Source organism: Craurococcus roseus, from assembly GCF_039523795.1.
Classification (GTDB): Bacteria; Pseudomonadota; Alphaproteobacteria; order Acetobacterales; family Acetobacteraceae; genus Craurococcus; species Craurococcus roseus.
Genome location: NZ_BAAAFZ010000007.1, coordinates 122,565 through 143,448, shown reverse-complemented (window position 1 = coordinate 143,448; position 20,884 = coordinate 122,565). Strand labels below are relative to the sequence as shown.

The window sequence follows — 20,884 nt, the reverse complement described above, 5'->3', positions numbered from 1 at the left end:
CGTGCCCGGAGCCGGGCCCGCGTTCCCGTGCGCGCCCTCGTCAGCCCGCCCCGGAAAGCCGCCGCAGCGCCAGCACGGCGCGCGGCACGGCGAGCAAGCCCAGGGAGTACAAGGTTTTCGCCGCGCTCTCCTCGCCCCGCGGATAGTACGGGGACCGGAAGACTTGCAGCGCCGCCCGGCGCCGCCCGCCGAGCGCGTTCTCCCGGAGCGCGGAGCGCGCGCAGTGCCGCAGCGTCCAGGCCCGCGCGCGCTCCTCCTCGGGCGAGAGGCCCTGCATGGCCGCCATCTCGCCGTAAAGCTGCCAGCAGGTGTCGGGCGCGGTCCAGCCGAGGCTGCTCCGCATCAGGCGCCGCCGCGTGGTCAACCGCTCGATGAAGGCGAAGGCTCCGGACCCGCGGTAGGCTTGCGCGAGCCGGATGCCGAGGTCGGTGTCCTCGGCCATCCCGATCTCGGCGCGGCTGCGGAAACCGAACTTCCGCATGACGTCGCTCTCGATGAGGAAACCGTTAGGCGGCACCTGCCGCGACAGCGCGCACACCATCAGGTCGCGGCGGAGCCCCGCTTGGTCGGCCGTGCGCCACGCCTCGGCCTGCGACGCCTCCGTTTCCTCGGGCAGGACCTCGCCCGCCTCGTTCATGATCTCCTCGCGGCCGTAGGCGATCACGACCTCCGGCGCGCCGGAGAAGGCTTCGTCCAGCGCGGCGATCGCGCCGGGGAGAAAGACGTCGTCGTCGTGCATGATGGCGAGGCGCCGCCCGCGCGCTTCCGCGAGCAGCCGGATCACCTTGGCCTGCGGCTCGGTGTCCGGCGGCAGGTGCCGGTAGCGCACGGCGATGCCCTCCGGCGGCGCGAGCGACTCGACCATGTCGCGCGTGTCGCCGTTCGGTGAGCTGTCCGCGACGTCGACCTCGAGCGGCCGGTAGTCCTGCGCGAAGCAGGACTGCAAGGTCTGCGACAGGAGGGTCGGCCGACGATAGGTCGGCAGGCAGATGGTGATGAGGTCCGGCATGAAACTGCGCTCTGGTGTGGTGCCGCTTCGGCGCGCGGCGCCGACCAGCGCCGCAGACTACGCGTGCGCCGCCGCCGCCAGGAACTGACGAGGCGGGGCGCGTTGGGCCGCCGCCATCAACTCCTTGTTGGGGCCAAGCCGTGCGGCGGGGGCGCTCCGACCCCCTCGACCCCGCGCGACACCTGCAACGGACGCTCTGTCGCGCCCCGCCTATCCGCCCGGAGCCGCCGCCCCGGATCGAACGCCGCCGGCGCGGCGTGAACGTGTTCGGGGGGCCGAAGGCTCCGGTTTCGCCCGCTTCCGCCCGGTCACGGCCAGGCCCGAGCGGTTCTAGGCGGCCGGTTGCAGCGGCGCCGCGATCCGGCAGCGCAGGCCCCCCGGCGCGAAATCGAGGTCCACCGTGCCTCCCCGCCCGAGCTGGATCGGCAACCCGCGCTCGATCAGGCGCGAGCCGAACCCGCGCCGTTTCGGCGGCCCCTCCACCGGCGGGCCGCCGTGTTCCGACCAGTGGAGCACGAGCATCCCGCCCGGCGCGGCGGGCGGGGATTCGACGCGCCACACCACCTCCACCCGCCCGGCCGGGACCGACAGCGCGCCGTGCTTGGCCGCGTTCGTGGCCAGCTCGTGCATCGCCATGGCGAGCGCTATGGCGGTTTCCGGCGCGAGGCGAACGGGCGGCCCGGCCGCCGACACGCGCGACGCGGACGCGCCCGCCTTGCCGGCGTGCGGCGCGAGCGCGGTCTGCACCAGCTTGGTGAGCGGCGCGCCTTCCCAATGCTCGCGCGTGAGCAGGTCGTGCGCCGCGGCGAGCGCGACCAGCCGGGTCTGGAAATCGGCGTGGAAGCGCTCGGGCGGGTGGTTCGCGGCGTCGCAGGCCCGCCGCGTCTGGTCGGCCAGCGCGAGGGCGACGGCGAGGCTGTTCTTGACCCGGTGGTTCAACTCGTTGACCAGCAGGCACTGCCGCTCTTCCGCCTTGTGGCGCGGATCGACGTCGGTGCAGGTGCCGACCCAGCGCTCCACCCGGCCGTCCCGCCCGCGCACCGGCGCGACCCGCGTAAGGAACCAGCGGTACTCGCCGCCGGCCCCGCGCAGGCGGAACTCGTCCTCGTGCTCCGGCGCGCCGGCGGCGACGGCGCCCCGCCAGCCCTCCGCCACGCGGCCGCGGTCTTCGGGGTGCAGCCAAGCGCCCCAGCCCCAGCCGAGCGCGGCGCCGGGCTCCGCGCCCGAATAGGCGTACCAGCGCGGGCTGACCCAATCGAAGGCGCCGTCCGCTTTGGCCGTCCACACGAAGCCGGGCAGCGCCTCCGCCAAGGACCGGAACCGCGCCTCGCTGTCGGCCAGCGCGATCTCGGCGCGGCGGCGGTCTGTGATGTCGTGGTTGGTGCCGCGCACGAGCAGCGGGCGGCCGGCGGCGTCGCGCACGATCTCGCCGCGGCTCGAAATCCACCGCACCTCGCCGGTGTCGACGCGCCGGATGCGGAATTCGTGGGCGTAGCGCGGCGCCGCCGGGTCAGCGCGCCGGGCGTTGCGCCGCGCGCGGTGGCGCTCGCGGTCCTCCTCGTCGAGGAGGGACAGGTATTCCTCGTCCGTGACCTCGGGGCTGCGGCCCTCCGGGCCGAGGCCGTAGATGCGGAACATCGCCGCGGACCAGTGCGCGCGGCCGGTCGAAACGTTGCGCTCGAACACGCCGACCTCGGCCGCCTCTTGCGCCAAGCGCAGCCGCGCCTCGCTTTCCGCCAAGGCCGCGACGGCCCGGCGCTCCACCTCGACGTCCCGGGCGGCGGCGCGTTCCGCCTTCGCCAAGGCCCGGCGGAGTCGCGCCACCTCGGCCTCCAACTCCGCTTCGCGGGCGCTGGCCGGCGGTTCGGCGCCGCCCGCCCCGGAGTCGGCGGAACCCGGCCGGACCTTCGGCTCATGGGGCGCCGCGAGGCCCAGTGGCCCCCGGTCGCCGTCCGTGCCGTCGAGCGTGCGTTGCATCAAGCTCCGTCCGAAACCCTTGGCCGGATAAGAAGGTATCGTGGCGGCCGACCGGCGACCGCCCGGAGCGGCGATCGGCATTCCCCGTATACCGTTTGGAGCCGCGAGCCGATGGTTGCCCGGACAACATCCCAGATGCAACCAAAAAGCGAACCCGCCACGGCCTCCACACCCCCGAAACATCGGTGGACGCGACAACGGGGCGCCCGTGTGATACGCTGTGTACGAACCGGAGAGTTCAATCCAAATGCCACTCGACGAGTCGCGGGCCGCCCCCGCCGGAGTCGCCAACCGGCCCCAAACCCGCGATGCCGACCAGACCCGGCGCGACATCCTCGCCGCCGCTACCGCCGAGTTCAGCGAAAAAGGCTACGCCGGCGCCCGCGTGGACGACATCGCCGCCCGCACCCGCACGACCAAGCGGATGATCTACTACTATTTCGGCGGGAAGGAGGGGCTCTACGCCGCGGCGTTGGAGGAAGCCTACGGCGGGATGCGCGACGCCGAAGGCGCGCTCCGCCTGGACGGATTGCCGCCGGCCGACGCCATGCGCCGCTTGGTGGAAACCACCTTCGACCACCACGCCGCGCACCCGGAATTCGTGCGGCTGGTCAGCGGCGAGAACATCGAGGAAGCGCGCACGGTCGCGGCCTCAGCCACCATCAAGCAGCGCAACGCGGCGGTGATCGGCACGGTGGCCGCGCTGCTCCGGCGCGGGGAAGCGGAGGGCGCGTTCCGCGCGGGCGTGGACCCGCTCGATCTCCACATGCTCATCAGCGCCTTCTGCTTCTACCGCGTGTCGAACCGCCATACGCTCCGCGCCATCTTCGGCGAAGACTCGGCAACGCCCGGCCGCGCGGACGCGCACCGGCGCATGGTGGTGGAGGCGGTGCTGCGCTACCTGCGGCCGTAGTCGCCGGGCCGTAGTCGCCGGGCCGGTGCGCGTCCGCGCGGCCGGGCGCCGGCGGGGCCAGCCGCCGCGGGAGAGGACCCCCCAGGCCGCTCGCTGGAAGCGCACCCCCCGCCCAGCCACCGGCCGGACCGCGCGCCCCGATCCCCGCGCTCAGGCGGCGCGCGCCGTCCGGCCGCCTTCCGAGGCCTCGGCGTCCACCGCGTCAGCCACCATCTGCGCCGTCGCGGCGGAGAGCGTCCAGCCGAGGTGGCCGTGGCCGGTGTTGTAGAACACGCCGGCCCGGCGGCCCCGGCCGATGCGCGGCATCAGGCTCGGCGTCATCGGGCGCAGGCCGGCCCAGGGCACCACGCGGGCGGTGGACACGCCGGGGAACATGCCCCCCGTCCACTCCACCAGCGGGCGGATGCGGTCGGCGCGGATGTCGCGGTTCTCGCCGTTGAACTCCGCCGTGCCGGCGACGCGGAAGCGCTCGCGCCCGAGGCGGCTGGTGACGATCTTCGTGGCCTCGTCGAGCAGGCTCACGGTCGGCGCCGCGCTTCGGCTCCCTTCGTCGTCGAGGTGGACGGTGATGGAGTAGCCCTTCACCGGGTAGACGTTAACCCGGTCTCCCAGCATGGCGGCGAAGCGCCGGCTGGCGACGCCGGCGCAGACCACCACTGCGTCCGCCCGGACGGAGCCCGCGCCTTCGCCCCCGCGCGTCCAGCGGATGCCGACCCCGTCCGGCCCGTGCTCGATGGCGGACACCTCCGCGCCGAACTCGAAGCGGGCGCCGCGCCGGACGCAGGCGTCGGCCAGGCCGCGCGTGAACTTGTGGATGTCGCCGGTGGAGTCGGACGGCGTGAAGAAGCCGCCGTGGAAGGCGCCCCTCGGCAGCGCCGGCTCGATGGCGCGCATCTCCTCCGGGGTGACGGCGCGGCGGTCGAGCCCGCCTTCGCGCAGCAGCGCGTTGACCGCCGCCGCCGCTTCGAAGCCATCCCGGTCGCGGTAGACGTGCAGGATGCCGCGCCGCTCCAGGTCGAACTCGATGCCCTCCTTCTCGGCCATGGCGAAGAGGTGCTTCCGCGCCTCGATGGCGAGCGCGGTGGTGGCGACGGTGTTGGCGCGGTAGTCGCGGATGCGCCCAACGAACTCGGCGAGCCAGGAATACTTGTGGAACGAGGGGCGCGGGTTGATCAGCAGCGGCGCGTCGCGCCGGAGCATCCACTTCGCGCCCTTCGCCACGGTGCCCCAGTTGTTCCAGACCTCGGCGTTGCTGGCCGAGAGCTGGCCGCCGTTGGCGAAGGAGGTCTCCATGCCGGCGTAGCGCTGGCGGTCCAGCACGACCACCTCGTGGCCGCGCTCCAGCAGCGCGTAGGCGGTGGTGACGCCGGTGATCCCGGACCCGATGACGGCGACGGTGCTCATGCCCGCAGGCTCCTGACGACAAGGGTTCGCGGCCGGCGGCGCGGCGCGCTGCGCCCGCCGTCCGATCCGCCCCCGTCTGTCCGCTTACCTGAGAGCTTGGCCCGGCCCTCCCGCGGGAGGGCGCGCGCGTCCCCTTCGGTGGACGCCTTTCGGCGCCTCTCTCCAGAGTGTCCTCAGCGCGCGGTCCGGTTGCCTGAGAGTTTCCTGGGGGGTTGCTCCGTCGGCGGTCACCCAGCCGCGTGCTGCGGCCTGCGACGCTCTCCCGCGCGCCTCGTCGGACAACCGCAACATCGCGGAGAACGGGCGGTGGATCAAGCAAAAGAACCGCGACCGACGGTGGCGTGAGGGCCGGAACATGCCGCGGATCGAACCTCCTGTCCCGTGGCGGGCGCCCGCTACCGCGCCGCCACGTAGACCCACGCCTGGACTGTTCCGCCCGGCGTTTCGACGTCCGCGACGACGCGCCGGTAGCCTTCGCCTTCGAAGGCATCCAAGCGGAACCAATGGCCGGGCAGATCGTCCGACTCGAAAACGCGCACCTCGATCGGTCCCCCGCGCGGGTCGAGGACGAGGGCCGGATAGCCGAGCCCGGCGCCCCAACCTTCGGCGGCGAGATCACCCCGGACGATCCCGGTGCCCCAGCGATCGTTCAATCCGGCAAGCTGGTGATGGTTCGGCCGTCCGGGCGCGAGCGTGCCATAGGTGGCAAGCCGGGTCGCAGCGTTCATGTAGCGACGGTAGCGGGCCGGCACCGCGCCGCCATGGAGTCCCGCATCCGGGGCAGGGCTGCTGCGAGTCAGGTCCGCGGCGCGTCCGGGGCCGCCTCCGACACCATGTCTTTGAAATGCCGCAGCATCCGCTCCGCGTCCGGCTCCAGCCCTGTGAACAGGCGGAAGGCGCCCACCGCCTGGAACACCGCCATGCCGCCGCCGTCCAGCGTCGCGCAGCCGAGCGCCCGCGCGGCGCGCAGCAATTCGGTTTCCAACGGGAAGTAGACGATCTCCGCCACCCAGTGCGACGGGCGCAGCAGCGCCGCGGGCAGCGGCAGGCCGGGGTACTTGGCCATGCCGACCGGCGTGCAGTTCACCACGCCGTCCGCCCCCGCCATCGCCCCGCGGAGGTCGGTCCCGGCCGCCGCGCGGCCCTCGCCGAAGCGGGCGCACAGCGCGTCCGCCAGCGCCTCCGCCCGCGCCCCGTCGGTGTCGAACACGGAAAGCCGCGTGGCGCCGAGCGTCAGGATCGCGTGCGCCACGGCTGCGCCGGCGCCGCCCGCGCCGATCTGCGCCACCCGGTCCCGCTTGGCATCCGGCAAACCGCGCCGGAAGCCCTCGGCGAAGCCCGACCAATCGGTGTTGTGGCCGACACGTCTGCCGCCCCGCAGCACCACCGTGTTCACCGCGCCGAGCGCCCGCGCGTCGTCCGAGAGTTCGTGCAGCAGCGGGATCACCGCCTGCTTGCAAGGGTGGGTGACGTTGAGGCCGGCGAAGCCCACCCGTTCGGCGGCGGTGAGCAGTTCCGGCAAGGCTTCCACGCCCAAGCCCAACGCGCTGAGGTCCAGCCGGCGGTAGATGGACCGCAGGCCTTGCTCCGCGCCCTCGCGCTCGTGCAGGGCGGGGGTGAGGGAAGCGCCGATGCCGGTTCCGATGAGGCCCGCGAGCAGGGCGGGGCGGCTGTCCCAGGTGGTCATGCGACGGATCCTCCGTGGCGACGCCGAAAGTCGGCTTTCGGCTCGAATCGTCCCTTGCGGAGCTAATGTACTATCTGGTACGTACACGTCAACGCAAAACGGGGCGGGCCGGAACGGCGCCACGCCCCGGTCGGGAAAACGGAGGAGAAATCCATGCGCCTGAACCGCCGCGGCCTCTGCACGGCCGCCCTCGGCCTTCTCGCCGCCACCGGCTCCCGCCCCGCCGGGGCGCAATCGGCGGACGCCTACCCCGGCAACCGCCCGGTGACGCTGGTTGTCGCCTGGGCGCCCGGCGGCTCGACCGACTTCGTCGCCCGCGTGGTGGCGCAGCAGCTCTCCAAGGAACTGAACGGCAACGTGGTGGTGGACAACCGCCCCGGCGCCTCCGGCACCGTCGGCCACGCCTCCGTCGCCCGCGCCCGGCCGGACGGGCACACGCTCCTGCTCGGCGTGAACTCCACCTACGCCATGGCGCGGCACCTCTTCCCGCAGCGCGGATACGACGACGACAAGGCGTTCGCCTCCGCCGGCCGCCTCGCAGTCTCCCCCATTTTCCTGTGCGTGAACCCGAAGCTCGGCGTGAACGACATCCAGGGCCTCATCGCCAAGGCCAAGGCGCAGCCGGGCAAGCTGAGCTACGGCTCCTCCGGGGCCGGCTCCTCCGCGCACTTGGCGACCGAGCTGTTCCTGCGCTCGGCGGGCATAGACGTGCAGAACGTGACCTACCGCGGCGGCGCCCCGGCGGTGCAGGCGCTCATCACCGGCGAGGTGGAGATGGCCTTCGTGGACGGAGTGACGGCGCTGCCGCTCATGGCCGACAAAAAGATCGTCGCGCTCGGCGTCAGCACGCCGGAGCGCAACCCGCTGGCCCCCGAGGTGCCCACCATCGCCGAGTCCGACTTCCCGGGCTACGAGGCGACCAGCGACTTCGCCCTGCTGGCGCCCGCCGGCACCCCGGCGCCGATCCTCCGCAAGCTGGCCGCCGCCACCGCCGCGACCATGCGGAACCCGGAGGTGCTGGAGCGCTTGCGGCAGAACTCCATCTTCCCCACCGTGGGGACGCCGGAGGAATGGCCCGCCTACTTCGCCGCCGAGAGCGCGAAGTGGGGCGACGTCATCAAAACCCGCGGGATCACCTTGGAGTAGCAGGGGCGGGGCAGGGGAGGCGAACGGATGACTGGACCGATCGGCCGCCGGCGTTTCCTGTCCGCCTCGCTCGGCGCCGCGGGCGCGGCGTCCATCGCCGCCCGCGCCCAGGCCCAGGGCGACTACCCCAGCCGCCCGGTGACGCTGGTGGTGCCCTGGGCGGCGGGCGGCTCCACCGACGCGGTGGCGCGCATCCTGGCGGCGAAGCTTTCGAGCGACGTCGGCCGCCCCTTCGTGGTGGACAACCGCACCGGCGCCAACGGCACCATCGGCTTCGCCTCCGTCGCCCGCGCCCGGCCGGACGGCTACACGCTTCTGGTCGGCACCGTGAGCACCTACGCAATGGCGCCGCACCTCTACCAACTGCCCTACGACAACGGCCGCGCCTTCACCGGCATCGGCCTGGTCGCCGCCATGCCGATCATCCTGGTCGTGCCCAAAGCGTCCCCGGCCCGCACGCTGGCGGAATTCATCGAATTGGCGAAGAAGCCGAACAGCAGGATGGCCTACGCCAACTCCGGTTCCGGCTCCTCCACGCACCTGGCCACCGAGCTGTTCCTCCAGAGCGCCGGCATCGACATGCCAGACGTCGGCTACCGCGGCGGCGCGCCGGCGGTGCAAGGGACGCTGACGGGCGAAGCGCAAATGGTGATGCAGGCCGCGTCCGGCCTCGTTCCCTTTATCCAATCGGGCGACCTGCGCGCGCTCGCCATCAGCTCGCGCGAGCGCAGCCCCGTCGCGCCGGAGGTGCCCACCTTCCGCGAGCAGGGCTTCCCGGACTACGAGGTGCTGGAGCACATCGCCCTCCTGGCGCCCGCCGGCACACCGGAGCCGATCGTCCGCCGCCTCGGCGCCGCGGCGCGCGCCGCGATGGAAGCGCCGGAAACGCTGGAGCGGCTGGCCGCGCTCGGCGTGACGCCCGACGTGCGCCCGCCGGAAGACTGGCCCGCCTACTTCGAGGCCGAGAACGCCAAGTGGCGCGAGGTCATCCGCGCCAGGAACATCCGCGTGCAGTGACGCGCGCGGCGCCGCATCGGGAGGAGGACACCACAATGGCCGGAGAACCCTGCGTCATCGCCGTCGCCATCACCGGCTCGGTGCCGCGCAAGAAGGACAACCCCGCCGTTCCGACCACGCCGGCCGAGCAGGTCGAGAGCACCCACGAGGCCTTCGAGGCCGGCGCCTCGCTCGTCCACATCCACGTCCGCAACCCCGACGAGAGCCCGTCCTCCGACCCCGCCCTGTTCGCCCAGGTGCAGGAGGGGGTGCGCAAGCACTGCCCCGGCATGGTCGTGCAGTTCTCGACCGGCGGGCGCGGCCGCGACCCGGCGGCCCGCGGCAACGCGCTGGAGCTCCGGCCCGACATGGCCTCGCTCTCCACCGGCTCGGTCAACTTCCCGACCATCGTGTACGAGAACCCGGCCGCGCTGGTGACGGACCTGGCCACTAAAATGCGGAACAACGGCGTGCGGCCGGAGATCGAGGTCTTCGACCTCTCCCATATCCACGGCGCCCGCCGGCTGGTGGACGCCGGGCTGATGGACGAGAGGCCGCACGTGCAGTTCGTCATGGGCGTGAAGAACGCCCTGCCCGCGGAGGAGCGCCTGCTCGACGTCCTGCTGGGCGAACTGCGGCGCGTCCTGCCCCGCGCCACCTGGACCGCGGCCGGCATCGGCGCGAACCAGTCGCGGGTGATGGAGTGGGCGCTGGCCCGCGGTGCGGACGGGGTGCGCACCGGTCTGGAGGACAACGTCCGCGCCTCCAAGGACCGGCTGGCGTCGGGCAACGCCGAGCTGGTGCGCATGGCCGCCGAGGCGGTGGCGCGGCACGGCCGGCGCCCGGCGTCGCCCGCCGAGGCGCGCCGGATGCTGGGCCTCGCGCCCGCCGGCAACGCCTGAGGGAGGGGCCGCCATGCTCGACCACGACAGCGAGTTCATCGCCCGCGACACCGCGTCGCACCCGCCGGCGCTGACGCCGATCTACAAGACCAGCGTGCTGCGCTCGCCGCGCCTGCCGCTGATCTCCTTGCAGAACTCCCTCTCCGAAGTGACCGGACCCGTATTCGGCTACAACGAACTCGGCCCGCTCGACAACGACCTCCTGCGCAATTACGCGCGGGAAGGAGGAGAGCCGATCGGCGAGCGCGTGATCCTCCACGGCCGCGTGCTGGACGGCAACGCGCGCCCGGTGCCGAACGTGCTGGTGGAGGTTTGGCAGGCCAACGGTGCCGGCCGTTACCGCCACAGGAACGACCGCTACGAGGCGCCGATAGATCCCAACTTCGGCGGCTGCGGCCGGGCCGTCACCGACGACGAAGGCCGCTGGCACTTCCGCACCGTGAAGCCCGGGCCCTATCCCTACCGCAACCGGCTCAACGACTGGCGGCCGGCGCACATGCACTTCTCCGTCTTCGGCTCCGGCTTCGCCCAACGCCTCATCACGCAGATGTACTTCGAGGGCGACCCGCTGATCCGCCACGACAGCATCATCGCCACCATCCCCGACCCGGACGCGCGGGAGCGGCTGGTGGCGAAGCTCGACCTTGGCGCCTCCGTGCCGCTGCACACGCTGGCCTATCGCTGGGACATCGTGCTGCGCGGCCGCCGCTCCACGCTGTTCGAAAACAAGCTGCAGGGGAACTGAGCCATGAGCGACGACAGCAGCCACCTGCCGGAATCGCCATCCCAGACCGCCGGCCCCTACGTCCACATCGGCCTGATCCCGCGGCAGGCCGGCTTCGACATCTTCGAGAACAACCTCGGCACCGAGCCGATGGCCGGCCCCGGCGCCAAGGGTGAGCGCGTCCGCATCGAAGGCCGCATCTTCGACGGCGCCGGCGGCCTGGTGCGCGACGCGCTGGTCGAGGCGTGGCAGGCCGACGCCAACGGCCGCTACCCGCATCCGGCTGACAAGCAGGAGGGCGCGCCGCCCGACCACGCCTTCCGCAACTGGGGCCGCGCCGGCACCGACTTCGAAACGGGCGTGTGGTTCCTCGACACGGTCAAGCCCGGCGCCGTCGCCGGCCGCCACGGGCACCGCAAGATGGCGCCGCACGTGAACCTTTGGATCGTGGCACGCGGCATCAACCTCGGCCTGTCGACGCGCCTCTACTTCGCCGACGAGGAAGCCGCCAACGCCGCCGACCCGGTGCTCAACATCATCGACCCGCCGGAGCGGCGCCGCACCCTGCTGGCGCGGCGAGAGACGCGGGACGGCCGGCCCGCCTACGTCCTCGACATTCGCCTGCAAGGGCCGGACGAGACCGTGTTCTTCGACGTCTGAAGGGAAGGCGGCCATGCCGCATTGGAAGCGTTCGGTCGCCACCGTCTGCCTTTCCGGCACGCTGCCCGACAAGCTGGAAGCCGCCGCGGCGGCCGGCTTCGATGCGGTGGAGATCTTCGAGAACGACCTCCTCACCTACGAGGGCACCGCCGCCGAGGCCGGTCGCCTCTGCTCCGACCTCGGGCTGGAGGTGGCGCTGTTCCAGCCCTTCCGCGACTTCGAAGCGATGCCGGAGCCGCAGCGCGCCCGCAACCTCGACCGCGCCGAGCGCAAGTTCGACACCATGCACCAGCTCGGCGCCCGCATGGTGCTGGTGTGCAGCAACGTCCAGGCAGCGGCGCTGCCGGAGCCGGAGCGCGCCGCCGACGACCTGCGCGAGATGGCTGAGCGCGCCGCCCGCCGGGGCCTCCTCGTCGGCTACGAGGCGTTGGCCTGGGGCACGCGCGTCAACCGTTGGCGGCAGGCTTGGGAGATCGTCCAGCGCGCCGACCACCCGGCGCTCGGCCTCATCCTCGACAGCTTCCACACCCTTTGCCTCGGCGACGACCTGTCCGGGCTGACGGAAGCGGTGCCCGCCGAGAAGCTGTTCTTCGTCCAACTCGCCGACGCGCCGCGCCTGTCCATGGACCCGCTCTCCTGGAGCCGCCACCACCGCAGCTTCCCCGGCCAAGGCGAGCTCCCGGTCGGCGCGTTCCTGCGCGACGTGCTGGCCGCCGGCTACCGCGGCCCGCTCTCCCTGGAGATCTTCAACGACGAGTTCCGCTCCGCCCCCGCGCGCCGCATCGCCCGCGACGGCCTGCGCGGCCTGATCTGGGCCGAGGAGGCTGCGGGCGTCACCGAACTGCCCGCGTCGCCGGTCCTGTCCGGCGTCGAATTCGTGGAGTTCGCGGTGGATGCGACGGCCGCGGAGGAACTCGGCGCCTTCCTCGGCACGCTCGGCTTCCGCCTCGCCGGCCGCCACCGCTCCAAGGCCGTGACCCTGCACCGCAACGGCGACGTCAACCTGGTGCTGAACGCCGAGCCGGACAGCGCCGCCTCCGAGCGCTTCGAGCAGCACGGCCCCTGCGTCTGCGCCATGGGCTTCCGCGTGGACGACCCCGGGCGCGCGCTGGCCCGGGCGGAGGCGCTGCTCTCCCCCACCTTCCGCGAGCGCACCGGCGAGGGCGAGCGGCGCATCCCCGCCGTGCGCGCGCCCGACGGCACGCTGGTCTACCTGATCGAAGCGACGGAAACCGCCACGCGCCGGATCTGGGAGGACGACTTCCACCTCGAACCGCCCCCAGCGGCCGACGCGCCGGAGCCGGGCCGCTTCGGCGGCGTGGACCACGTCGCCCAGGCGCTGACCGCCGACATGATGGACAGCTTCTCCCTGTTCTACCGCGCCGTCTTCGGCCTGGAGCCGAACCAGGCCTGGGAACTGCCCGACCCCTACGGCCTGGTCCGCTCCCGCGCCTTCACCGGCGGGCACGGCAGCGTGCGACTGCCGCTGAACACATCGGAAAGCGGGCGCACGGGCACCGGCCGCTTCGTGTCCGCCTTCGCCGGCGCGGGCGTTCACCACATCGCCTTCTGCACGGCGGACGCCGCGGCGGCGACGGAGGCCGCAGCCGAACGGGGCGCCCCGCTCCTCGACATACCGGGCAACTACTACGAGGACCTCGGCGCGCGCCTCGGCTTGGACGGCGAAACCCTGGCCGAGCTGCGACGCCACCACCTGCTGTTCGACCGGGGCGACCCGGCGGGCGGCGGCGGCGCCTTCCGCCACGCCTACACGCTCCCCTTCCAGGACCGGTTCTTTTTCGAAGTAGCCGAGCGCACCGGCGGGTACGACGGCTTCGGCGCGGCCAACGCCGGCGCCCGCATGGCGGCCCAGCAGCGGCCGCAGCGGCGCTAGGCGCGCGGGGCCATTGACCTTCCCACAATGGGAAGCCTTATCTGGACGAGCATGATGGACCAGACCGTCCGGACGACCCCGCCCGTCGCCGCCACCCCCGCCGCGCAACGCCTGAGCCTTGCGGTCGAAGGGATGACCTGCGCCTCTTGCGCCGGCCGGGTGGAGCGCGCCTTGGCCGCGCTCCCCCGCGCCAAGGGCGCGAGCGTCAACCTGGCGACGGGGCGCGCGGAGGTGGCCTTCGACGGCCCGGCCGACGGGCGCGCCGCCGTGGCCGCGGTTGAGGCCGCCGGCTACGCCGTGGCGGAGGAGTCCGTGGACCTCGCCGTCGAAGGCATGAGCTGCGCCTCCTGCGCCGGCCGCGTCGAGCGCGCCCTCCTCGCCGTGCCGGGCGTGCTGGAGGCCGGTGTCAACGTCGCCACCGGGCGCGCGCGGGCGCGCCTCGCGGGCGGCGCGGCCAGCCCTGCCGGCCTCGCCCGCGCGGTGGGAGCCGCCGGTTACGCGGCGAAGCCCCTGGCCCCGGAGGGCGACGCAGGGGCAGCGGTGGACGCCGGCGCCGAGCGCCGCAAGGCCGAACGCGCGGAGCTGGCGCGCTCCCTGCGGCTGGCCGTCCTGCTGACCGCGCCGCTGGTCCTCTTGGAAATGGGATCGCACCTCGTCCCCGCGCTCCACCACGTCATCGCCGGCACGATCGGCGAGGGGAATTGGCGCGTCGCGCAGTTCGTCCTCGCCAGCGCCGTGCTGTTCGGGCCGGGGCTGCGCTTCTTCCGCCACGGCGTCCCCGCGCTGCTGCGCGCCGCGCCCGACATGAACTCCCTCGTCGCGCTCGGCACGGCGGCGGCCTGGGGCTACTCGACCGTCGCCACCTTCGCCCCGGGCCTGCTGCCGGAGGGGAGCGCCAACGTCTACTTCGAAGCCGCCGCGGTCATCGTCACCCTGATCCTGTTCGGCCGCACGCTGGAAGCGCGGGCCAGGGACAGCGCCTCCGAAGCCATCCGCCGCTTGGTCGAGTTGCAGCCGCGCACCGCGCGCCTCCGCCGCCCCGACGGCGCGGTGGCGGAGGTGCCGGTCGGCGAACTCGCGCCCGGCGACGTGGTGGAGGTGCGCCCCGGCGAGCGCCTGCCCGCCGACGGCGAGGTCGCCGAGGGCGAGAGCCACGTGGACGAGTCCATGGTCACGGGCGAGCCGATGCCGGTCCGCAAGGCCGCAGGCGCCCCCGTGGTCGGCGGCACGGTGAACGGCGCCGCCGCCCTCCTCGTGCGCGTGACGCGCACCGGCGCCGACACGCTGCTCGCCGGCATCGTCCGCATGGTGGAAGGCGCGCAGGCGTCCAAGCTGCCGATCCAGGCGGTGGTGGACCGGGTGACGCGCTGGTTCGTCCCCGCGGTGCTGGCGCTCGCGCTCCTCACCGTCGTCGCTTGGCTCGCCTTCGGCTCCGACCCGGCGCTCGCGCTGGTCAACGGCGTCGCGGTGCTCATCATCGCCTGCCCCTGCGCGATGGGCTTGGCGACGCCGGTGTCCATCCTGGTCGGCACCGGCCGGGGCGCCGCGTTGGGCGTGCTGTTCCGCCGCGGCGACGCCTTGCAGGCGTTGAGCGAGACGCGGGTGGTCGCGCTCGACAAGACCGGCACCCTCACGCGCGGCCGGCCGGAGCTGACGGACCTGCGCACGGCGCCCGGCTTCGCCCGCGAGGAGGTGCTCGCCGCTGTCGCCGCCGCCGAAGCGCCCTCCGAGCACCCCATCGCCCGCGCCCTGGCGGCCGCGGCGGGATCGGCGCCCGCGAAGGCCGAGGCGTTCGAGGTCCTGGTCGGCAAGGGCGTGCGCGCCACCGTCGGCGGCGTGCGGGTGGAGGTCGGCTCCGGCCGCTTCATGGCCGAACTCGGCCTCGACCCCGCCCCCTTCGCCGAGGAAGCAGCGCGGCTCGCGGACGAGGGCAAGACCGCCCTTTACGCCGCCATCGGCGGGCGCTTGGCGGCGGTGCTCGCCGTGTCGGACCCGATCCGGGACACCACGCCGGCCGCCATCGCCGCCCTGCGGGAGCGCGGCCTCGCCGTCGCGCTGGTGTCCGGCGACGACGCGCGCACCGCGAAGGCCGTCGCCCGCCGCCTCGGCATCGCGGAGGTCGTGGCCGAGGTGTCGCCGGAGGGCAAGCTCGCCGCCATCCGCCGCCTCCGCGGGGAACACGGGCCGCTCGCCTTTGTCGGCGACGGCATCAACGACGCGCCGGCCCTCGCCGCGGCCGACGTGGGCGTCGCGGTCGGCGGCGGCACGGACATCGCGGCGGAGGCGGCGGACGTGGTGCTGGTGTCGGGCGACCTCGCCGCCGTGCCGGACGCCATCGCGCTGTCGGCCGCCACCATGCGCAACATCCGGGAGAACCTGTTCTGGGCCTTCGCCTACAACGCCGCCCTGATCCCCCTGGCGGCCGGCGCGCTCTACCCGGTGAACGGCACGCTGCTCTCGCCGATGCTCGCCGCCGGCGCCATGGCGCTGTCGAGCGTCTTCGTGGTGGGCAACGCGCTGCGGTTGCGGCGCTTCCGGCCGGCGGGGAGGGCGCGGGCGCGGCGATGAACATCGGCGAGGCCGCGCGCCGTTCAGGCGTCTCGGCCAAGATGATCCGCTGGTACGAGGCGCGCGGCCTCCTGCCCCCGGCGGAGCGCTCGGAAGCCGGCTACCGCCACTACACGGAAGCCGATGTCCACGCTTTGCGCTTCGTCCGCCGCGCCCGCGACCTCGGCTTCACCGTGGACGGCATCGCCGACCTGCTGGCGCTGTGGCGCGACCGCTCGCGACGGAGCGCGGAGGTGAAGGCCCTCGCCACCGGCCACATCGCCGAGCTGCGCCGGCGCATCGCGGAGCTGGAAGGCATGGTGGACACGCTCTCGCACCTCGCCGAGAGCTGCCACGGCGACGCGCGGCCGGAGTGCCCGATCCTGGCCGACCTCGCGGGCGCCGCCCCGGCTCGGGCGAGGGCGGAGCCGGCGCGCTTCGGCAAAGCCGTCGCGGGCAAGCCGGCGGCGCGGCGCCGTGCGGCGGCCGCCGCCCCATGACCCCGCGCCTCCCGCGCGCCGCCGAGCCGCACGGCCACGACTTCCTGGGCGCCCACCACGACCGCAACAGCCGCCGCACGGTCGCCGTCATCGCCCTGACGGCGGTGGTCATGGCTGCCGAGATCGCCGCCGGCGCGGCGTTCGGCTCGCTCGCCCTGCTCGCCGACGGCTGGCACATGGGCACGCACGTCGCGGCGCTCTCCATCAGCGTCGCGGCCTACGCCCTCGCGCGTCGTTTCCAGCGCGACCCGCGCTTCACCTTCGGCACCGGCAAGTTCGGCGACCTCGCCGGCTTCGCCAGCGCCATAGCGCTCGGCCTCACCGCCCTGCTGATCGCGTGGGAGGCGTTGGAGCGGCTCCAGGCGCCGGTGCCCATAGCCTTCGGCGAAGCCCTGGCGGTCGCCGTTATCGGCTTGGCGGTGAACCTCGCCAGCGCATGGCTGCTGGGCGGGCACGGGCACGGGCACAACGGCCACCACCACGGCCACGAAGACCACGGCGACCACGCCCACGGCCAGCACTCGCACGCGGAGGAGCGCGCCGCGACGGACAACAACCTGCGCGCCGCCTACCTCCACGTCCTCGCCGACGCGCTCACCTCCGTGCTCGCCATCCTGTCCCTGCTGGCCGGCTGGTTCGTCGGCTGGACGTGGCTCGACCCGGCGATGGCCGCGGTCGGCGCCGCGGTGATCGCCGCTTGGTCGGTCGGGCTGGCGCGGCGCACGGCCTTCGCCCTGCTCGACGCCGACGCCCCGCCGGAGCTGGCGCAGCGGGTGCGCGACACGATCGAGGCGGAAGGCGACCGCATCTCCGACCTGCACCTGTGGCGCGTCGGCCCCGGCTGCTACGCCGCCATCCTCGTGGTCGTCTCGCCCGAACCGCGCCCCTCGGACGCCTACCGCGCCCGGCTCGCCGGGTACCCGATGCTCCGGCACGTCACGGTGGAGGTGGCGCGGGCCGCCTGACGGCGCTCAGGCCGCCTCGAGCAGCGCCGGCAGCAGCGCCGCGTCCGGGTCCTCCGGCGCGAGCGGGTCGCGCGGCAGCACGCGGTGGCGCAGCACCATGCGCGCCAGCGCGGCCCGGCCGGAGTCGCCCGTGCGCGCCGCCTCCCACGCCATGCCCGCCGCGCTCGCCGCGTGGTACAGGCCGCTCGCCGCCGCGCGGGCCAGGGCCGGGTCGTCCTGCGCCCGCCCCGCCAGCGCCGCCGTGCGCCCGAACGCCTCCGCGGCCCCCTCCATCGGCGCCTCCGCCAGCAGCCCGCGGAAGTGGGCGGCGAGCGCGTCCAGCCCGCCTTCCCGCCGCGCCGCCCGCAGCACGTCGAGCGCGACGATGCTGCTCGTGCCCTCCCAGATGCTGCCGAGGTGCGAGTCGCGCAGCAGCCGCGGCTCCGGCCATTCCTCGATGTAGCCGCAGCCGCCCCGCACCTCCATCGCGTCGCCCGCGACCGTCCTCGCGTCCCGGCAGGCGCGGAACTTGACCAGCGGCGTCAGGATGCGGAGCAGCGGGTAGGCGCCCGGCTCGCCCGCGTCCGAGCGGCGCAGCGCCTCGGCGGTCTGGAACACCATCGTCCGCGCCTGCTCCGCGCGCAGCAGCATCTTGGCGAGCTGCCGCCGCATCAGCGGCATCTCGACGAGGCGCTTCCCGAACGCCACGCGCCGCCGCGCCAAGAACAGCGCCTCGGACACCGCCCGCCGCATCATGCCCGCCGAGCGCACGGCGTTGGACAGGCGCGAGTTGTTCACCATGTCCGCCATCTGCTTGAAGCCGGCGCCCGGCTCGCCGACCAGCCACGCGGCCGCGCCCTCCAGCCGCACTTCGCCGCTCGCCATGGAGCGGGTGCCGAGCTTGTCCTTCAGCCGCACGATCCGGAACGCGTTGGCCGAGCCGTCCGGCAGGACGCGCGGCAAGAGGAACAGCGCCACGCCGGCGAGGCCCGGCGGCCCGCCCTCCACCCGCGCCAGCACCAGCGCCAGCTCCGCGTCCGCGTTGGAACAGAACCACTTGTCCCCGGTGAGCGCCCAAGTCCCATCCGCACGCGGCGAAGCGGAAACGGCGGTCGCCGCGATGTCCGACCCCGCGCCCTGTTCCGTCATGAACATCGCGCCCTGGTGCAGCGCGTCGAGGTCCTGGCTGGCGAGCAGCGGCAGGTAGCGCTCCACCAGCGCCGGGTCGCCGAAGCGGCGGAGCGTCCGCGCCAAGCTGTCCGTCATGCTGACCGGGCAGAGCAACCCGAACTCGGCCTGCGCGAACAGGAAGGTGAAGGCGTACTTCGCCGCCGGCGGCAGCGGCGCCGGCCAGCCGAACACCCCCGCCCGATGGCTCATCGCCGCCAAGCCCAACTCGCCGAAGGCGATGCGCTCCATCTCGCGGTAGGCCGGGTGGTACTCGACCGCCTCCGCATCCTCGCCCCGGCGGTTGCGATGGCGCAGCACGGGCGGGTTGCGGTCGGCCGTGCCGGCGAGCCGGTCCAGTTCGCCCCCCGCCAGCGCGCCCAGCCGGTCGAGCCGCGGCAGCAGCACCGCCAGCAGGTCGGCCGGCAGGTAGAGCGGCAGCAGCCGCGCGAAGGCCGGGTCGCTCCGCCACAGGTTCTCGCCCGCCGAATCCGGAACCGCCGCCGCGCCAGACGGGGATGGGGGAGCGCGTCGGTCCTGGGGCGCGATGTGCATGGCGGTGTCCTCCCGTCCTCCGAAGCGTACACCCGTGTGGGCGCGCGCGCGCAAACCCCGCCCTAGACCTCCGCTTCCCCCCGCAGCACCGGCACGCAGCCGCCGCCCACCGTGGCGCGGATGCCGTCGGGTCCGCGCCGCGCCGCCACGCGGAGCAGGCTCGGCCGGCCCATCTCCACGCCCTGCGCGACCTCGTAGCGCGCTTCCTCCTCGCCCGAGAGCGACAACAGCAGCGCCCCGAGCGCCACGTTCGCGCTGCCGGTCGCCGGGTCCTCGACGATGCCGGCGAGGGGCGCGAACATCCGCGCGCGGACGCGCCCGCCGCCCCCCCGCGCGTAGAGGTGCAGCGCGATCCGCCCCTCTTGCTCCGGCCGTTCCGTGGCGGCGCGGCGGAACGCGCCGAGGTCGGGCGCCGCCCGCGTCAACGCTTCCCCTGTCACCTCCGCGATGAAGAACGGGTTGCCGACGGAGGCCCATACCGGACGGTGCGCGGCCGTCACCAAATCGCCGGCCGCGATGCCGGCCAGTCCGGCCACAGTTTCCGCCGGCATCTCCGGGCCGAGCGAGAGCGGCTGCGGCGCGGCGATGGTGGCACCCGTCGGCCCGCCCGCCGCGTCCCGTTCCACGCGCACCTCCACCAAGCCCGCCTTCTCCTCGAACCGCAGCACGCCGTCGCGGTCGCGCCCTTCCCGCGCCAGCACCCAACCCGTGCCCACGTTGGGGTGGCCGGCGAAGGGGATTTCCGCCTTGGGAACGAAAATCCGCACGCGCGCCGTATTGGCCGGATCTTCCGGAGGAAGGACGAAGGTGGTCTCGCTCAGGTTGAACTCCGCCGCCAGCGCCTGCATGTCGGCGCCCGAGAGCCCGCGCGCGTCCGGGAACACGGCGAGCGGGTTGCCGCCGAATCGGCGGTCGGTGAACACGTCCACGGTCACGAAACGGTAGGCCGGCATCGCGGGCGTCTCCCTTTCGGCTCGGTCCGGCATGGTCGCCGCCACCGCGGCGCGCCGCCAACCGCCGAACGGGGCATGCCCGCCATGCGCCCGCCGCGCACCGGCGCCGGGCGCGGTCAGCCCGTCGCCAGCTTCACCCCCAAGCCCGCCACCGCCGCGACGGCCAAGGTCGCCACCACGCCCAAGCGCAAGCGGAACAGGCAAAACGCCGCCAGCGCCGCCAGGAACACCGCCGTCGGGTCGAGGCTTGACGCCACCGGCACGTCCACCGCCAGCGGCCCGGCCCGCACCTCCCGCAGCGCGCCGAACAGCACCCGCAGCCCGAACCAAAGCGCGAGGTTGGCGATGACGCCCACCACCGCCGCGGTCACCCCCGCCAGCGCGCCCTTGAGCCGCGGTTGGTCGTGCAGCCGCTCCACGAAGGGCGCGCCGAGGAAGATCCACGCGAAGCACGGCGCGAATGTCACCCAGAGCGTCAGCAGGGCGCCCGCCGCGCCGCCCCAGAAGCCGGCGCCCGCCGCTTGGTGCCCGGCGAGGAAGCCCACGAATTGCAACACCAGGATCAGCGGCCCCGGCGTGGTCTCGGCCAGCCCCAGCCCTGTCAGCATCTGCTCCGCGGAGAGCCAGCGGTAGCCCTCCACCGCTTCCTGCGCGACGTAGGCGAGCACGGCGTAGGCGCCCCCGAAGGTGAAGACCGCCATCTTGGAAAAGAACCACGCCACGTCGGCGAACACGCCGCCCACCGGCAGCAGCGCCAGCACCGGCAGCAGCCAAAGCGCCAGCGCCGCGAAGCCGGCCCGCCGCGCCGCCCCCGCCAGCCGCGCGATGCGCCCCGGCTCCCGCGCGAGCAGCGCGTCCAGCAGCGCCGGCGGCCCGTCCTTCGCGCTCCCGTGCGCCGGCGGCGGC

Annotated in this window: 18 protein-coding genes and 2 riboswitches; of the genes, 10 read left to right on the top strand and 8 right to left on the bottom strand. The window is 74.1% G+C overall.

All coding sequences use genetic code 11. The annotated features are described in order from the left end of the window. Window positions 1-40: 40 nt before the first annotated feature. Entirely contained in the window at window positions 41-1,009 is a 969-nt protein-coding gene (locus ABD067_RS02695) for a glycosyltransferase family 2 protein (RefSeq protein ID WP_343893605.1), read from the bottom strand. A gap of 330 nt (window positions 1,010-1,339) precedes the next feature. Continuing rightward, a complete protein-coding gene (locus tag ABD067_RS02690; protein ID WP_343893604.1) occupies window positions 1,340-2,986 on the bottom strand; it encodes a sensor histidine kinase in 1,647 nt (548 codons plus the stop codon). A 247-nt stretch (window positions 2,987-3,233) separates the two neighbouring features. On the opposite strand from ABD067_RS02690, the gene ABD067_RS02685 reads away from it, so the two are divergent. Continuing rightward, the gene (locus tag ABD067_RS02685) at window positions 3,234-3,899 is read left to right on the top strand and encodes a TetR/AcrR family transcriptional regulator (protein WP_343893603.1); all 666 of its coding nucleotides are present in this window, start codon (window positions 3,234-3,236) and stop codon (window positions 3,897-3,899) included. Between the two features lie 150 nt (window positions 3,900-4,049). Here the strand turns inward: ABD067_RS02685 and ABD067_RS02680 are convergent, their stop codons facing one another. The 3 genes from ABD067_RS02680 to ABD067_RS02670 form a co-directional block, all read right to left on the bottom strand. After that, window positions 4,050-5,303 (bottom strand): D-amino acid dehydrogenase, encoded by a 1,254-nt coding sequence (locus ABD067_RS02680; RefSeq protein WP_343893602.1) that lies wholly within the window; start codon window positions 5,301-5,303, stop codon window positions 4,050-4,052. 75 nt (window positions 5,304-5,378) lie between these two features. Continuing rightward, a riboswitch (glycine riboswitch) is annotated at window positions 5,379-5,470 on the bottom strand. A 4-nt stretch (window positions 5,471-5,474) separates the two neighbouring features. Further along, window positions 5,475-5,578, bottom strand: a riboswitch (glycine riboswitch). Between the two features lie 120 nt (window positions 5,579-5,698). Continuing rightward, window positions 5,699-6,055, bottom strand: a complete 357-nt coding sequence (locus ABD067_RS02675) for a gamma-glutamylcyclotransferase family protein (RefSeq protein ID WP_343893601.1) — start codon at window positions 6,053-6,055, stop codon at window positions 5,699-5,701. 44 nt (window positions 6,056-6,099) lie between these two features. Then, window positions 6,100-6,990: a shikimate dehydrogenase gene (locus tag ABD067_RS02670; protein ID WP_343893600.1), complete on the bottom strand. Its 891-nt coding sequence runs from the start codon at window positions 6,988-6,990 to the stop codon at window positions 6,100-6,102. A 153-nt stretch (window positions 6,991-7,143) separates the two neighbouring features. Between ABD067_RS02670 and ABD067_RS02665 the strand changes: the two genes are divergently transcribed. From ABD067_RS02665 to dmeF, 9 genes are read left to right on the top strand one after another with little or no spacing between them, the layout of a single operon-like run. Continuing rightward, entirely contained in the window at window positions 7,144-8,136 is a 993-nt protein-coding gene (locus tag ABD067_RS02665; RefSeq protein ID WP_343893599.1) for a Bug family tripartite tricarboxylate transporter substrate binding protein, read from the top strand. A gap of 27 nt (window positions 8,137-8,163) precedes the next feature. Further along, window positions 8,164-9,153, top strand: coding sequence for a Bug family tripartite tricarboxylate transporter substrate binding protein (locus ABD067_RS02660; protein WP_343893598.1), 990 nt, complete (start codon window positions 8,164-8,166; stop codon window positions 9,151-9,153). A gap of 35 nt (window positions 9,154-9,188) precedes the next feature. Next, window positions 9,189-10,034, top strand: a complete 846-nt coding sequence (locus ABD067_RS02655) for a BKACE family enzyme (protein ID WP_343893597.1) — start codon at window positions 9,189-9,191, stop codon at window positions 10,032-10,034. Window positions 10,035-10,047: 13 nt separating this feature from the next. Then, window positions 10,048-10,779, top strand: a complete 732-nt coding sequence (gene pcaH, locus ABD067_RS02650) for a protocatechuate 3,4-dioxygenase subunit beta (RefSeq protein WP_343893596.1) — start codon at window positions 10,048-10,050, stop codon at window positions 10,777-10,779. A gap of 3 nt (window positions 10,780-10,782) precedes the next feature. Next, the gene (pcaG, locus tag ABD067_RS02645; protein ID WP_343893595.1) at window positions 10,783-11,418 is read left to right on the top strand and encodes a protocatechuate 3,4-dioxygenase subunit alpha; all 636 of its coding nucleotides are present in this window, start codon (window positions 10,783-10,785) and stop codon (window positions 11,416-11,418) included. A 13-nt stretch (window positions 11,419-11,431) separates the two neighbouring features. Further along, the gene (locus tag ABD067_RS02640) at window positions 11,432-13,312 is read left to right on the top strand and encodes a bifunctional sugar phosphate isomerase/epimerase/4-hydroxyphenylpyruvate dioxygenase family protein (protein ID WP_343893594.1); all 1,881 of its coding nucleotides are present in this window, start codon (window positions 11,432-11,434) and stop codon (window positions 13,310-13,312) included. Window positions 13,313-13,366: 54 nt separating this feature from the next. Next, window positions 13,367-15,880 carry a heavy metal translocating P-type ATPase gene (locus ABD067_RS02635; protein WP_343893593.1) on the top strand — a complete coding sequence of 838 codons (2,514 nt, stop codon included), beginning with the start codon at window positions 13,367-13,369 and terminating at the stop codon, window positions 15,878-15,880. Then, window positions 15,877-16,359: a Cu(I)-responsive transcriptional regulator gene (gene cueR / locus ABD067_RS02630; RefSeq protein ID WP_343893592.1), complete on the top strand. Its 483-nt coding sequence runs from the start codon at window positions 15,877-15,879 to the stop codon at window positions 16,357-16,359. The genes ABD067_RS02635 and cueR overlap by 4 nt, the downstream gene beginning before the upstream one ends. Next, window positions 16,356-17,324 (top strand): CDF family Co(II)/Ni(II) efflux transporter DmeF, encoded by a 969-nt coding sequence (dmeF, locus tag ABD067_RS02625; RefSeq protein WP_343893591.1) that lies wholly within the window; start codon window positions 16,356-16,358, stop codon window positions 17,322-17,324. The genes cueR and dmeF overlap by 4 nt, the downstream gene beginning before the upstream one ends. A gap of 6 nt (window positions 17,325-17,330) precedes the next feature. Here dmeF and ABD067_RS02620 read toward each other — a convergent pair whose 3' ends face one another. From ABD067_RS02620 to ABD067_RS02610, 3 genes are all read right to left on the bottom strand, one after another. Continuing rightward, a complete protein-coding gene (locus ABD067_RS02620) occupies window positions 17,331-19,025 on the bottom strand; it encodes an acyl-CoA dehydrogenase family protein (protein WP_343893590.1) in 1,695 nt (564 codons plus the stop codon). A gap of 62 nt (window positions 19,026-19,087) precedes the next feature. After that, the gene (locus tag ABD067_RS02615) at window positions 19,088-19,978 is read right to left on the bottom strand and encodes a PhzF family phenazine biosynthesis protein (RefSeq protein WP_343893589.1); all 891 of its coding nucleotides are present in this window, start codon (window positions 19,976-19,978) and stop codon (window positions 19,088-19,090) included. Between the two features lie 116 nt (window positions 19,979-20,094). After that, the coding region (locus tag ABD067_RS02610) for a chromate transporter (RefSeq protein ID WP_343893588.1) at window positions 20,095-20,884 on the bottom strand (790 nt) is incomplete at its 5' end.

What these genes read in the sequence shown, in the direction of transcription:
- ABD067_RS02695 (WP_343893605.1), bottom strand. Translation starts at nt 1,009, where the DNA reads ATGCCGGACCTCATCACCATCTGCCTGCCGACCTATCGTCGGCCGACC.
- ABD067_RS02690 (WP_343893604.1), bottom strand. Translation starts at nt 2,986, where the DNA reads ATGCAACGCACGCTCGACGGCACGGACGGCGACCGGGGGCCACTGGGC.
- ABD067_RS02685 (WP_343893603.1), top strand. Translation starts at nt 3,234, where the DNA reads ATGCCACTCGACGAGTCGCGGGCCGCCCCCGCCGGAGTCGCCAACCGG.
- ABD067_RS02680 (WP_343893602.1), bottom strand. Translation starts at nt 5,303, where the DNA reads ATGAGCACCGTCGCCGTCATCGGGTCCGGGATCACCGGCGTCACCACC.
- ABD067_RS02670 (WP_343893600.1), bottom strand. Translation starts at nt 6,990, where the DNA reads ATGACCACCTGGGACAGCCGCCCCGCCCTGCTCGCGGGCCTCATCGGA.
- ABD067_RS02665 (WP_343893599.1), top strand. Translation starts at nt 7,144, where the DNA reads ATGCGCCTGAACCGCCGCGGCCTCTGCACGGCCGCCCTCGGCCTTCTC.
- ABD067_RS02660 (WP_343893598.1), top strand. Translation starts at nt 8,164, where the DNA reads ATGACTGGACCGATCGGCCGCCGGCGTTTCCTGTCCGCCTCGCTCGGC.
- ABD067_RS02655 (WP_343893597.1), top strand. Translation starts at nt 9,189, where the DNA reads ATGGCCGGAGAACCCTGCGTCATCGCCGTCGCCATCACCGGCTCGGTG.
- pcaH (WP_343893596.1), top strand. Translation starts at nt 10,048, where the DNA reads ATGCTCGACCACGACAGCGAGTTCATCGCCCGCGACACCGCGTCGCAC.
- pcaG (WP_343893595.1), top strand. Translation starts at nt 10,783, where the DNA reads ATGAGCGACGACAGCAGCCACCTGCCGGAATCGCCATCCCAGACCGCC.
- ABD067_RS02640 (WP_343893594.1), top strand. Translation starts at nt 11,432, where the DNA reads ATGCCGCATTGGAAGCGTTCGGTCGCCACCGTCTGCCTTTCCGGCACG.
- ABD067_RS02635 (WP_343893593.1), top strand. Translation starts at nt 13,367, where the DNA reads ATGGACCAGACCGTCCGGACGACCCCGCCCGTCGCCGCCACCCCCGCC.
- cueR (WP_343893592.1), top strand. Translation starts at nt 15,877, where the DNA reads ATGAACATCGGCGAGGCCGCGCGCCGTTCAGGCGTCTCGGCCAAGATG.
- dmeF (WP_343893591.1), top strand. Translation starts at nt 16,356, where the DNA reads ATGACCCCGCGCCTCCCGCGCGCCGCCGAGCCGCACGGCCACGACTTC.
- ABD067_RS02620 (WP_343893590.1), bottom strand. Translation starts at nt 19,025, where the DNA reads ATGCACATCGCGCCCCAGGACCGACGCGCTCCCCCATCCCCGTCTGGC.
- ABD067_RS02615 (WP_343893589.1), bottom strand. Translation starts at nt 19,978, where the DNA reads ATGCCGGCCTACCGTTTCGTGACCGTGGACGTGTTCACCGACCGCCGA.